The sequence below is a fragment of the Spirosoma panaciterrae DSM 21099 genome, assembly GCF_000374025.1.
Taxonomy (GTDB): Bacteria; Bacteroidota; Bacteroidia; order Cytophagales; family Spirosomataceae; genus Spirosoma; species Spirosoma panaciterrae.
On record NZ_KB893195.1, the window covers coordinates 337,244 to 350,555 of the forward strand.

A 13,312-nucleotide genomic window follows, 5' to 3' on the forward strand; every position below is an offset into this window, starting at 1 on the left:
CACATTAAAAAAAGACAACAAATATCTGTATATACAATAGCAATCAATGCAAACAGACGCCTTCACACTAACGATTCATATGGTATCGAGCCTGGATGGCATGATCGCCAAAACGGACAATAGCGTTTCCTGGTTTGAGACCGCCGACCACTACGAAAAAGGCGTCGACCTGACCGAAGAGGCTACGCAGGCGTTTTTGAAAACCATTGATTGCTATGTGATGGGTGCCCGCACCTACGAGCACGCGCTGGAACTGTCGAAATCGTATGGCTGGGCCTATGGCGATGTACCAACAATTGTGGTTACGAATCGGGAGTTGCCCATCGAAAGGCCTAACATCGAACGCTATTCGGGCGATTTGAGCGTGCTGGTGAACGAACGATTGAAACCCGCTTACAAAACCGTTTGGGTAGTTGGGGGAGCCGAGCTTGCCAACGAGTTTATCCGGTTGATGCTGGCCGACGAAATCCGTTTGTCCATTCTGCCCATTATTCTGGGGGATGGGCTGCGTTTTTTTGAGCAGTTCGGGCAGGAACAGGCCCTGCACCTACTCGATGTGCGTGCCTACAAAAGCGGCATGGTCGAACTAGTCTACGAACTCAAAAAATAGCGACTACCTGCTGAATGGGACCGAGTTACTTTTCTGTTTACCCCTCCCCTATTCAGCAGGCAGCCGCTATTCGCTACTGCCGACGGCGCTCCCGCATGGCATTCCGCATTTCGTCGCGCAGATCTTCATATTGCCTGTACTGCTCTTTGTTCAGTACCTCTTTCATCTCTTTATCCTTGCTGTTCATGATGGCTTTGGCGTCGCGCATTGTTTTGAGGTTACGTCCGCCCGTTTCCATCAGCGACTGAATCTGTTTGGCATATTTCAAATTGATGTCGGCAACTGTCGGCTCCTGCTCTGGCGACAGTTTCAGAACTTCCTTCATGCGGGCCGTTTGTCGGCTGGCGCGTTCTTCGGGCGTTCCAACAGGTCGTTGCTGGGCAAATGATCCAAACGAAAACAGGATCATAACAAACGATAACAGGGTAATTAACAGGTTGTTTTTCATACGAATTCAGGTTTACTAGTTGAAAGAATGGGCCACTTTACGGAAGCGACCGGGTTTTGAAAAAACGCCAGATAAGGTCATTATTGACAAACGCCTGAGAGGGCATATCACTGGCGAAGCGGGTTTGTATTCCACCTGGCCAGGAATGTCCGCCATCGTTTGTTAAATAGTACTGAATGTCGGCCCCTTTCTGGCATGCTAGCCATTGGTAATGAACATAGCTGTCGGTCGATTGAACACTTTGTTTTTGAGCACTACAGCCCGCCAGATTAGCAAATACCGCAAGCGTGCTATCGACGGATGGATTCCAGTGACCACTTATCCCTTTGGTACCGACCCCTCCCCGATAAGGCACGTTCTGGTCCTGTTTCGAATGGATATGCAGGATCGGCATTACCCGCTCCGGGTTGCAGGGTGTTTGTACCTGCATGGTGCCTGCGTTGGGCGCAATAGCAGCCACTTTATCCGACAGTTCGCAGGCCAGTCGGTAGCACAACATGGCTCCATTCGAATGCCCCGTTGCATAGACGCGTCTGGCATCGATTCGGTACTGAGTCACTAGTTTATCAATCAACTTTCGGATAAATCCAACATCATCCGTATGCTGTACCGACGCAATTTGTCCGCAGCAACCGCCTGCGTTCCAGGTACGAAGGCCCAGCACACCGGGGTTTTGCCACCCATCGGGATATACGACCATAAACCCCTCCCGGTCCGCTTTTTCACTCCATTTCGACTGAGTAGCAAATTGCTGACCGCTCCCTCCTCCTCCGTGCAGAGCAATGACTAAAGGCAGGACCTTCGTTGAATCCAACAGGCCAGCAGGTACGTGCAGCCGATACGTTCGGGTCTGGCCATTCTGGTGTAGCGTATCCCGAATGTCGGTCGAGGCTGATCGCTGCCCTCTCCCTTCCTTTGTCGCCAGCAGAGCACAGGCCAGCAGCATACCCAAAATCAGTTTATCCATATAGATTTTTATTCCCGTGTAATGAACAGGTCAGTCGATTTCATTCTGCTTAATTCATCGACTGGCCGATGATGCAAACCTACTTACTATTGAAAACAACGGGATAAAAACTCAGGTGAAGGCGACAGATTGGCTGGTCAACCGACCGTAAGACCAGTCGAACACTCGTTCCGATCATAAACCTCTCGTTACGCAGGGGTGGTGCCCTGTTTTCTGATCGCGCTGGTACATGCGACAGGCAGCATACAAGCAGGCACTTCAGGAGATTCACTACAGGTTATCCAATCCATTTACAGCCTCATTCCCTGCTTTGTACCCATGCTGGCTTTATCTCAGGAATAAGGGTGGGTTAAACCTATAGCATACGTACGGGCTACTCAATAAAATAATTACCGTTCACACATATGTAATACTTTCAATATCAATAGTTTAGTAGTATTAGGGAGTACCACAATCTTCATATACTTAAACACTCCTGATATGTTTACACGTACTACGACTCGGGCACTCGGTTGGTTAATTGGATGGTTGTTGTTTGGCTGCTGGCATGCACAGGCCGAGGGTTTGCCTGCTTTCACAAAGACCGATTCTATTCAGTCTACTTCGTCTTTCATTGAGCGCAGTGGTGCTATCGATCCTACCCCCATCAGTCTGACCGCCACGGCTGGAGTTCCGTTTAAATACGAGATACCCGTACTGCTGTCTGAAAATAATGCGAGTTACTCGTCGCCCCAGTTACCCGGCAATGGATTGCGCTTATCTTACGACACCTATCCCCCTTCTATCGTTGGTGCGCCAAATGCCACAGGGGTTATGAACCTAACCATCAATGCTCACAGTGTTGTAAACAATCAGGAGGAATCGGCCTGGGTACCCATTACCATTACGGTCAACGCTCCCACGCCCATTAGTTTGACCGCCACGGCTGGGCTACCCTTTACATACCAGTTACCCGTACTCCTGTCCAGCATCAGTACAGCTTATACCTCGACAGAACTTCCTGGCAATGGCTTGCGATTGTCTTATGAAACGATCCCTGCTTCTATCGTCGGCACACCCAATGCCACAGGGGTTATGAACCTGACTATCAACGCCCATAGTAATGTAAATAATCAGGAAGAATCGGCCTGGGTGCCCATCGCCATCACGGTCAATCCGCCTACCCCCATTAGTTTGACGGCCACCGTTGGGGTACCATTTAATTACCAGGTCCCGTACCTGTTACCCTACCCCGGCGGAACGTACACCGCATCGGGCCTGCCCGCCAATGGGCTGGAGTTTGCGTTTCCAGACTTCCCCCCTTCCATCGTCGGCACACCCACCTCAACGGGCGTAATGAAGCTGACTATTAACGCAACCATTACGGTGAATAGCCAGCAGGAAACGACCTGGGTACCCATCATCCTGACCGTTAACCCTTCACCTACTACCTTCGCCATTACGACCGTCAACCTGATCAGTTGTCAACCAACTGGTAATGACCAGCGGTTAATTAAAGTTAACCCCGTCTATAGTGGTCTGACCGGTGAGAAGATTGTTTTGGCCATTGCCTACGATAACTTCATCACCGATCAGCCAGGGCCTTATACACTTCAGGTGCCTACCAGTCAGCTTATTTTAACCTTTATCGCCCAACAGGGTAGCAAAACAGCTACTTACAACTACCGCTGGCTGGACGCCTGTACGGTGAGCCCATCCAATAGGCCGCCAACCACGGCCGGTATTCCTACTCAGACGACTCAGGTCGGACAATCTTTTCAGCTTAGTCTGGCAAACTACTTTACCGATCCGGATGGAAACCACTTAACGTTTAAGGCATCCGGTCTTCCCCCGAACCTGAGTTTAACCGGAGCTATCCTAAGCGGTACATCCTCCAGTACGGGTAGTTTTCCAATTAGTGTAACGGCGGTCGATCCAGGAGGCCTGTTTGTCTCGACGACTTTCCAACTCAACGTTTATGGCATCACTCCGCCGACTCAGTCCTTTGCGCTGGTGGGTGTAAACACGATGGGTTGCCAGAATTTAGGAGGTAATCAGCGCCGAGTGACGTTTACGCCAGAGTACGTAGGTCTGACGGGCGAGCAGATTGTGCTGGCTATGACCAATGGCTATATTACTACGCAGGCTGGACCTTATACCCAGACCTTATCGACCGACCAGCCGCTGTTGACCCTGATTGCTCAGCAGCATGGCACTACATCCTCGTTCAATTACAACTGGCTCTCAGCCTGTGGCAGTGGGGCGCGTGGAGCGGCTGGGGAGCCCTCCCAATCCTTGCAGGTGAACGTATTAGGCAATCCGGTGCAGGGCGAGCAGGTGGAGCTAGAGATTCGGGGGGTGGTAGGAAGTTGGGTGGAGGTAGCCGTGCTGGATGCCCAGGGGCGCTCTGATTATCAGCAACGGTTGACCTGGTCAACGGATGGAAAGCGCGTCAGTGTGCCTCTGGGTCCGGGACTGGGAGTACAACTGGTCAAGGTTCAGACGGAGCGTCAATCCCAAACGCTGAAAGTGATCAGAAGCCACTAAGAAAGGCGTTTTAGGCTCATTCCCCGAACCCGAATGCTTCATCTTTCAAGGTCGGGGAATGAGCCTATTTCAGGTTTAACAGCAGGCTCAAAACGCTTCCATCCATTTCTTGAACAGACTCACCCGATCTTTGCTGATGAGCACCTGAACGCTGGATTCGGGATGCAGCCGAAGCTGGAGCCGCCCGTTGAAATACAGTTCAGCTTCCCGAATGCTGTTGCGAGCTACAATGAACTGCCGATTGGCGCGAAAAAACTGTTGCGGATCAAGTTGGGTTTCCAGATCTTCCAGAGTCAGGTCCATTACGTAGCTAATCGGTCGATCCGACAGTCGGCGTTCAGTGGTCCGATCATGAAGCGTTGCCGAAACCACACCGCCCTCAATACCGAAATAAGCTACGTCGGCCACTTTGACAGGCATCAGCTTATCCCGGAACTGTAGTAAAAAACTCTGCCGATAGGTTTGGGGCAGAAAGGCTCGCCCACTCAGTAAGGTCTGCATTTGCCGAATCAGCTCATGGGTTGCTGGCTGGGCCAGTGATCGATATTTTTGCAGCCCACCTTCAAGCGACTCCCGGTCAATCGGTTTCAGCAGATAATCGATGCTGTTGTGCCTGAACGCCCGAATGGCGTATTCGTCGTAAGCCGTTGTGAAAATGATCGGGCAGGCAACCGGCACGGTTTCGAGCAACGAAAACGACAATCCATCGGCCAGTTGAATATCCGAGAAGATCAGATCGGGTGTAGGCAGAGTTGGCCATTGTACCCGTCCATCTTCTACGCTATCGATCACCCCAATTACGTGCAGTTCCGGCTCAATTTCCCGAAGTAGGGCTATGATGTGGCTGGCTGCCGTTTGCTCATCTTCAATAATCAACACACGCATGACAGATCATTGCTTTCGGTTTACAGAAGTTGGTTTACAGGCTGTTCGGACGTTAGCGGTATAATCGGCAACTGCACGCTAAACTCGTTGTCTGTTCGGAGAACCTGAATCGATCTGCCAGTCAGTAACCGATATCGACTATCCAGGTTCGACAAACCGCTCCCTATGCCGTCGGTCGGCTCCGATTTGGGCTGGCGGGCATTCCGAACAACAATCCATTCATGTACCGCATCCGTGCTTAGATGGATGGTGAGAGGTCGGGCGTTTGAGACAACGTTATGCTTGACCGCATTTTCGATCAGCAGTTGCAACGACATCGGCGGAATCAGCCAGGGAGCCTGTGTCGGCAACGCATTTTCGATGCACAGATTCGTACCAAACCGGATCGACAGCAGATACGAGTAGGCGGAGGTAAACTGCATTTCGTCGGCAAATGCGACCAGCGTCTGTTGCTGGGTTTGTAAGGAGTACCGTAATACCTGCGACAACTTCGCCAGATATTGCTGGCTCCTCGGCCCGCCCTCCCGAATGAGCGAACTGAGGGCATTGAGCGAATTGAACAGAAAGTGTGGGTTAAGCTGTGCCCGGAGGGTGTCGAGCTGAGCTTGCAGGCTTTGTTGTTTTAACTGCTCATTCTCGGCCTGTATAGCCCGGTTCTCCTGGAGAACGGTCAGAAAATAACCAATTGGCAGGGCGGTTACCCAAACAAAAAAACTGCGAAAGTAGGATGTTATAACCACCAGAATGGGTCGATCGGGATACCAGAATACGAGCAATGCCGCAAATGTGCCCGTTAAAACCACATACAGTACGAAATTGACCCCGTACCAACCCACCAGACCAAACCGCGTACGGTATAGCTTTCGACCGAGAACATATCGGTTGAGTTCGATAATGAAGAAGGCAAAGAGGACGTGAAAAATCAGACGGCTTACCGCCAGCCCCGGCCCCACGTCGGGCGCTCCTGGCAAAAAGGCCAGCCGCGCCCGAGCCGTCAATCGCAACAAGGGCAGGTTCACCAGGACGCCAATAATCAGCGAGGCCACTCCGGCGATCTGCCGCCATGACAAACGAACATTCATACCCGAAGATACGCAGGTCCCAACGTTTTACAGGCGGTAAGCTAGTGAAGCTGACAAAGTAGGGGTTCAGGCTGACAATTTGAGGGTTAGCTTTTATGCCTTTGCGAGTTCAGTTCCGTCTATGTAGAGACGTGAGGTATCACGTCTCCTGTGCGTCAGCAATACAGTTGCCACAACCATAACCTCAAAATAAGGAGATAAAAACCATCCGAACATGAGACGCGGGGTATTGTTACACCGGCACACCGATTTCTACCAAATCCGACGCAAAAGGGTATTTTACACCCACCCGATACTTTTTCAGAACGAAAACGCATCTTCATGTCAAAATTGGGATTCATCCCATTGGCAAAACCTATTAATTAACCGACTCTCATGCAGGCAACATCCCTGGCGGACAAATCGAAACCGGCCGCTTTTACCGAAAACAAATACCTCGTTACCCTTGTGTTCGTCACCTCCCTGTTCATGTTGTGGGGCATTGCCATTACGATGGGCGATGTATTGAACCGACATTTTCAGAACGTATTGCATGTATCGAAGGCCGAGTCGGGGCTGGTGCAGTTTTCCATTTTTGGGGCCTATGCCGTCATGGGTATACCAGCGGGCCTGTTCATGAAACGCTTTGGATACAAAAACGGCGTTCTGCTTGGGCTGGGGCTGTATGCGATCGGGGCTTTTTTGTTCGTTCCGGCGGCCAATGCTGAGTCCTTTGGTTTTTTTCGGGGGGCTTTGTTCATCCTGGCCTGTGGACTGGCTACGCTGGAAACCGTTGCCCACCCCTTTGTGGCTGGCCTGGGCGATCAACGGACCAGCGATCAGCGTATCAATTTCGCGCAATCGTTCAATGGGTTAGGCGCTGTAATTGGGCCGCTGCTGGGTGGGTATTTCATCCTGCGAGGTGGTCAGGAACATTCCAACGACCTCGAATCCGTCAAGATGCTGTATGTTATTATTGGCGGGGTCATTCTGAGCATTGCCATTGCGTTTTCCTTCGTTAAGGTTCCTCCTGTTCAGGACGCTCATTCGCTCGAAGCCGAAGCCGATGCCTATGCCGTTCCAACCGAACCGGCTGATTTAAAAGCGCCTAAAACCCTGTTTCAGCATCCTCATTTTATCTGGGCAGCCATTGCGCAGTTGTTCAATGTGGCCGCGCAAGGTGGAACCTGGGCGTTCTTTATCAACTACGGCGTCGAAAAAATGGGCTTCCCCGCCGAAAAAGCATCGTATTACTTCTCATTCAGCATGGTCATGATGATGATCGGGCGGTTTGTGGGAACGTATCTGATGCGATTCATTGCGCCGAATAAACTACTGGCGGGTTTCGCTCTGGGCAGTATCACCATGTGCCTGCTGATTGCGCAAAGCTGGGGCTGGACGTCGTTTATTGCTCTCATCATGCTCAACTTCTTCTTCAGCATCATGTTTCCCACCATTTTCAGTCTGGGTCTGAAGGGCTTAGGCAAGCATACGCAGCAGGCTTCGTCCTATATTGTCATGGGTGTGGTTGGGGGTGCGCTCTTCCCGCCACTTATGGGCCAGATTGCCGATAAAGATATTGCTTCGGCCTACTACCTACCCATCATCTGTTACGCCGTTATTTTCTTATTTGGCGCTAAGTTTTCTAAAGTCAGGTAGCGATGTGTGCGTAACGGCTGGCGTGCAGCGTTTGAATGAATTGGTCTACTACCGATCATCCTACGGACACCAAACCAAAAATATTCGACCAAAAAGGGAGTATTACAGGCCGCCTGACGACTATTTTAGTATACGTCCGGAATAACTCTACTCAATAGATAACTATTCTCCGCCAGGTTTACCTTATACGCCTAAACGCCTGCCAACAACAGGCAACCCTAATATGCAAACTGAATTGACCACAGTGGCCGATAAACGGGCAGAACAGACCGTTACGTTTGAAAGTCGGTACGCTTCCTCGCCCAATGAAGTGAAAGGCATGAATACCGAGCAGCTTCGGCAGAATTTCCTCATCGAAACCTTATTCGTTGCCGACCAATTCCGCTGGGTGTTATCGTTTTTCGACCGCTACCTGACGGGTGGGATTATGCCCGTAGCCGGAACCCTTACACTGGAAGCTCCCGACCAACTCAAGGCCGCTTATTTCCTCGAGCGTCGGGAACTAGGGATTATCAACGTTGGTGGACCAGGGCGGGTGATTGCGGGTGGTGTCGCTTACGATTTGGAATACAAAGAAGCCCTTTACGTTGGTCAGGGAATCCAGGATGTACAGTTTCTGTCGCACGACGAGGCCAAACCGGCCAAATTCTACCTGAATTCTACCCCTGCTCACCGCAACTACCCCACCCGGAAGGTATCGCGGGCCGAAGCCGATGTCGTAACGTTAGGCAGTCTGGAAACCGCCAACCACCGAACCATCAATAAACTATTGGTTAACAGTGTATTACCCACCTGTCAGCTGCAAATGGGCATGACCGAGTTGAAAGCCGGAAGCATCTGGAATACTATGCCTGCTCATACGCACGACCGACGGATGGAAGTGTATTTCTATTTTGAAGTTCCCGAAGGGCAAAGCGTTTGTCATTTCATGGGCCAGCCGCAGGAAACCCGTCATATCTGGATGCAGAATGAGCAGGCTGTGATCTCCCCCAACTGGTCGATCCACTCCGGGGCAGGCACCTCCAATTATACCTTTATCTGGGGGATGGCAGGCGAAAACCTCGACTATGGCGACATGGATTTCAGCCCCATTACCGAACTTCGCTAAACGGTTTCAGGTTTCAGGTTTAACAGGTCAAGCTCGTTGATTATAAAAAACTTGACCTGTTAAACCTGAACCACTAAACCTGAACCCATTACCTAATGCAAACTTACTGGGGTGTTGACCTGGGTGGGACCAAAATTGAAGGGGTCGTTTTAACGGCTCCGTCGCCCAACGCAGTCCTGATCCGCAAACGCATCGACACGGAAGCTCATTACGGCTACGAGCATATTATCAACCAGATCGTTAAGCTCATCAATCTTCTCAAAGCCGAAACCGGTATCACGCCCGACAAAATCGGCTTCTGCACCCCGGGTACGCTGGACCCCGGCCTGGGAACCATGAAAAACTCGAACATGACCTGCATCAACGGAATGCCCTTCCGCGATGATCTGATTCGAGCTTTGGGCATTCCCGTCACCACCACCAACGATGCCAATTGCTTTGCCCTTTCCGAAGCCACTATGGGCATTGTACAGGATGTCGTTCCCGACTACCGCACCGTATTTGGCGTTATCCTCGGAACGGGCGTCGGCGGGGGTGTTGTCTTTCGGGGGATGGATGGACAGGCGGTTGTGCAGGCTGGCCGACAAGGAATTGGGGGCGAATGGGGCCATAACATTCTGGAAGAAAACGGCTATGCCTGTTACTGCGGCAAACGTGGCTGCAATGAACAGGTTATTTCGGGGCCAGCCCTCCAGCGGTTCTACCTCGAACAAAGTGGCGAAAACCGGAATCTCAAAGAAATTCTCGACCGCTATCACCAGCGCATCGACCCCTATGCCGAAGCCACCGTCGAACGGATGCTGGAGTATTTCGGCCGGGCCGTATCTACTATTGTCAATATGCTCGATCCAGATGCGATCATTCTGGGCGGGGGCGTCGGTAATGTTGATTTACTCTATACCGAGGGCGTTGAGCGTGCAAAAAAATACGTCTTCAACGACGGTCGGCTTAATACGCTCTTTCTCAAGCCTAAACTGGGCGACAGTGCCGGGGTGTTTGGGGCCGCGTTGATATAAACTAAAGACGTAAAGCAGAAAGGCGTAAAGGGTGAATGGATAAAATGCGTTCACCTTTTACGCCTTTCTGCTTTTCTATCTTTCTGTCTTCCTCCTCAACAATTCCTTTTCAGCCATAGATGTAGTAAGCTGCATAGCTCGCTGGTAATGAATCCGGGCGGGCTCAACTTGGCCACATTGTTCATACAAATCTCCCAGAACTGCGTGGTAATGGTGCATGGCATCCAACCCGGATAAATTGGCCACTTCGATCAACGCTTTTTGTGGCCCTTCCACTTTAGCCAGCGCAACGGCCCGATGCAACGCAACCACGGGCGATGGCTTTAGTGCCAGCAGCAAGTCATAATACATCAATACCGTTGACCAACTGGTCGCTTCGTAAGTAGGTGCTATACAATGGAGCATGGCAATACCCGCTTCGAGGTGGTATTCGCTGGGCCCTGCGCCCTCAGCCGAACGATTCAGGTAGATATGTCCCTGTTGGATGAGCGTCTGGTTCCATCGACTCCGGTCCTGATCGGCTAACAGAATAATGGCTCCATTCGCATCGGTCCGGGCATCGAAACGGGCAGCCTGAAAGCACATGAGTGCCAATAACGCATCGACCGATGGCCGCTGGGTACGCGGAGTCTGGGCCAGCAGCAGACAGAGCCGCATGGCCTCTTCACATAAATCCTGCCGAATCAGTTGATCGGAATTCGACGAATTGTACCCCTCGCTGAACAGCAGATAGATACTTTTCAGAACAGCATCCAGCCGAACCAGCAACTGAGCGCCCGTCGGCACTTCGAGTTGAATGCCATCCTGCCGAAGCTTTTCTTTGGCCCGGTAGATCCGTTTGGCAATCGTTTCTTCAGTCGTCAGAAAGGCTCCGGCTATCTCCCGAACGCTTAGACCGCACAGAATTTTCAGGCACATCGCCATCTGCGACTCGGCCCCAATAGCTGGATGGCAGATCGCAAACAGCATCCGCAACTGGCTGTCGGTGATTTCTTCATCGAAAAAGTAGCGATCCTGCATCGTATCGGCGTTTTCCTGTTGATGCCCATACGCGGTTTCGGTACTCATTTCCCGAAAGCGTTTTTCACGACGAACTACATCCAGAGCTTTGTTGCGGGCCACCCGATACAGCCACGCTCTCGGATTATCCGGAACGCCGTGAAATCGCCAGCTCTGTAAAGCCTGCACCATCGTATCCTGCACAATATCTTCGGCCAGATCGAGCCGGTCAAACCCAAACATACAGGTCAATACCGACGCAATCCGGCCAGCCTCGTGCCGAAACAGATGGGCTACCAGTTGATTGGATTCGTTTCCTGTTAACGCCATCCACCTAAAATAAGTCCCATGACGATAAAACTAATCGTTACATACCCACCGTGAATCAGCATGTATCGGGTTGTTTTTCGTTCAAACTGTCCGATCACAAAAATCGACATAGCGGCCCACCCGAAACCGGCCAGAAACCCAGCCATAGCGCCCCAACTCGTCGTTGTTTTAGCATCGTTCAGAAACATCGCCAGGTTGAAGGCCATCACGAATGAAAACAGGAGAGTCAGGCCAAAAATCCTGGGCATATTGCCTTGCTGCAAGTCAGCCTTCGAGAAGTTATTTTCGGCCATCCATGCCTTCCCGAACAACAGTCCAGAATACCATACTCCACCGATTAAAAAATTGGCCAGCGTAGCGACCAGAATGGCCGCCCAGTTGAGGGTTGAAATGTCCATGTTGAAAAAGCGGGTCGATCGAATTAACGGTTTAGGGTTTAGGGAAGTCTGGGTTCTGCTAATCCGGCAAGTTGGAATAAACCGATCCATAGATTAGCAGAACCCAGAAATGCCTACTCGAAGTTGATGATCGGCCGTACTTCAACGGTACCATCCGAATCGAACATAGGGCAGCCCTTCGCCAGTTCGACGGCTTCGTCCAGACTGGCCGCTGTCAGTAGCATATAGCCACCTACAATTTCTTTCCCTTCGGTAAACGGCCCATCCGTAATAACCTGTCCGCCTTTGGTCATCGTTTTTCCGACGGGTGCCAGAGCGTCGGTTCCAATTAGTTTTCCCTGGGCAGCAATACCCCCGATCCAGGTATTCCATTTCTGAATTTCGGCCTGCATGGCTTCGGGCGACATTTCCATAAATGCGGTTTCCTGAGAATACGGCGAGTGAAAGACGAGCATAAATTTGTCCATACGATTTGATTGTTTTGGAAGTTATTGATTTGTTTTCGTCACTAAGACGAACGAGTTTCGGTAAATCGGACAGGTAAGCAAAAAAAAATCTTTTTCGTTTACCAAGTGGTTATGCACGCGAAATTGCGACAGTAAGTTTCGCAAAAAATGAGCTTATTCGTTACGAGAAAGACCGATACGACCCGGAAGGTCTGCCATTTTATCATTTAAAAAGCAACTTTCCCCGTTTACTTGTTGTACTAAAAAGAAGGCACTGCCATAACAGGGGGTGTTGTAAAAAAACCAATCATGAACATTACAAAAAACAAGGTAGCCGCCATCCATTATACCCTGCGCGATGATCAGGGCACGATTCTGGATTCGAGCCAGGGCCGCGATCCGTTGTATTATCTGCACGGGGCCCAAAACCTGATTCCGGGTATGGAAGAAGGGCTGGAAGGCCGCACAACAGGCGATCATTTCCAAATTGATGTTTCGCCCGAAAAAGGCTACGGCAAACGTGACCCACAACTTGTTGAGGCAGTCCCCCGCCGGGCATTTGGTGGTCAGAACATAGAAGTTGGGATGCAATTTCAAACAAACGATGGTCAGGTAGTTACCGTAACTGGCGTTGATCCTGAGAATATTACCGTTGATGCAAACCATCCGCTGGCCGACCAGAATCTGCATTTCGATGTAGAAGTGATCGAAGTCCGCGATGCCAGCCCCGAGGAATTAGCACACGGCCATGTCCACGGCCCTGGTGGTCATCATTAAAAAGCATAGAGCATAGGGGTAAGGGAATAGGAGAGAATTTGCCTATGCCCTTACCCCTATGCCTAAAAGCCGTATCTTTGCG

At 51.0% G+C, this 13,312-nt stretch carries 13 protein-coding genes; 6 read left to right on the forward strand and 7 right to left on the reverse strand.

All coding sequences use genetic code 11. From position 1 onward, the window contains the following. Positions 1-46: 46 nt before the first annotated feature. Entirely contained in the window at positions 47-610 is a 564-nt protein-coding gene (locus B153_RS0122180; protein WP_026262362.1) for a dihydrofolate reductase family protein, read from the forward strand. A 73-nt stretch (positions 611-683) separates the two neighbouring features. Here the strand turns inward: B153_RS0122180 and B153_RS0122185 are convergent, their stop codons facing one another. Both B153_RS0122185 and B153_RS0122190 read right to left on the reverse strand, forming a co-directional pair. Then, positions 684-1,058, reverse strand: coding sequence for a hypothetical protein (locus B153_RS0122185; RefSeq protein WP_020598945.1), 375 nt, complete (start codon positions 1,056-1,058; stop codon positions 684-686). 37 nt (positions 1,059-1,095) lie between these two features. Then, positions 1,096-2,025, reverse strand: coding sequence for an extracellular catalytic domain type 1 short-chain-length polyhydroxyalkanoate depolymerase (locus B153_RS0122190; RefSeq protein ID WP_020598946.1), 930 nt, complete (start codon positions 2,023-2,025; stop codon positions 1,096-1,098). Between the two features lie 480 nt (positions 2,026-2,505). On the opposite strand from B153_RS0122190, the gene B153_RS0122195 reads away from it, so the two are divergent. Then, positions 2,506-4,551, forward strand: coding sequence for a hypothetical protein (locus B153_RS0122195; protein WP_020598947.1), 2,046 nt, complete (start codon positions 2,506-2,508; stop codon positions 4,549-4,551). A gap of 87 nt (positions 4,552-4,638) precedes the next feature. On the opposite strand, the gene B153_RS0122200 is transcribed toward B153_RS0122195, so the two are convergent. Both B153_RS0122200 and B153_RS36840 read right to left on the reverse strand, forming a co-directional pair. Beyond that, complete coding sequence (locus B153_RS0122200) at positions 4,639-5,436, reverse strand: LytR/AlgR family response regulator transcription factor (RefSeq protein WP_020598948.1); 798 nt, start codon at positions 5,434-5,436, stop codon at positions 4,639-4,641. Positions 5,437-5,456: 20 nt separating this feature from the next. After that, entirely contained in the window at positions 5,457-6,518 is a 1,062-nt protein-coding gene (locus B153_RS36840) for a sensor histidine kinase (RefSeq protein WP_020598949.1), read from the reverse strand. A gap of 375 nt (positions 6,519-6,893) precedes the next feature. On the opposite strand from B153_RS36840, the gene fucP reads away from it, so the two are divergent. The 3 genes from fucP to B153_RS0122220 all read left to right on the forward strand — a co-directional run bounded on the left by fucP (position 6,894) and on the right by B153_RS0122220 (position 10,280). Further along, positions 6,894-8,156 carry an L-fucose:H+ symporter permease gene (gene fucP, locus B153_RS0122210; RefSeq protein ID WP_020598950.1) on the forward strand — a complete coding sequence of 421 codons (1,263 nt, stop codon included), beginning with the start codon at positions 6,894-6,896 and terminating at the stop codon, positions 8,154-8,156. A gap of 223 nt (positions 8,157-8,379) precedes the next feature. Then, on the forward strand, positions 8,380-9,264 hold the full coding sequence (gene kduI, locus B153_RS0122215) for a 5-dehydro-4-deoxy-D-glucuronate isomerase (protein WP_020598951.1): 885 nt from the start codon (positions 8,380-8,382) through the stop codon (positions 9,262-9,264). Positions 9,265-9,359: 95 nt separating this feature from the next. Continuing rightward, positions 9,360-10,280 carry an ROK family protein gene (locus tag B153_RS0122220; RefSeq protein ID WP_020598952.1) on the forward strand — a complete coding sequence of 307 codons (921 nt, stop codon included), beginning with the start codon at positions 9,360-9,362 and terminating at the stop codon, positions 10,278-10,280. Positions 10,281-10,355: 75 nt separating this feature from the next. Here the strand turns inward: B153_RS0122220 and B153_RS0122225 are convergent, their stop codons facing one another. From B153_RS0122225 to B153_RS0122235, 3 genes are all read right to left on the reverse strand, one after another. Continuing rightward, positions 10,356-11,609: an RNA polymerase sigma factor gene (locus B153_RS0122225; protein WP_020598953.1), complete on the reverse strand. Its 1,254-nt coding sequence runs from the start codon at positions 11,607-11,609 to the stop codon at positions 10,356-10,358. Further along, positions 11,600-12,007, reverse strand: a complete 408-nt coding sequence (locus B153_RS0122230; RefSeq protein ID WP_020598954.1) for a DUF1761 domain-containing protein — start codon at positions 12,005-12,007, stop codon at positions 11,600-11,602. Before B153_RS0122230 ends, B153_RS0122225 begins: the two co-directional genes overlap by 10 nt. Positions 12,008-12,120: 113 nt before the next feature. Then, a complete protein-coding gene (locus B153_RS0122235) occupies positions 12,121-12,474 on the reverse strand; it encodes a YciI family protein (protein ID WP_020598955.1) in 354 nt (117 codons plus the stop codon). Positions 12,475-12,762: 288 nt separating this feature from the next. Between B153_RS0122235 and B153_RS0122240 the strand changes: the two genes are divergently transcribed. Next, positions 12,763-13,230, forward strand: a complete 468-nt coding sequence (locus B153_RS0122240; RefSeq protein WP_020598956.1) for an FKBP-type peptidyl-prolyl cis-trans isomerase — start codon at positions 12,763-12,765, stop codon at positions 13,228-13,230. Positions 13,231-13,312: the final 82 nt, after the last annotated feature.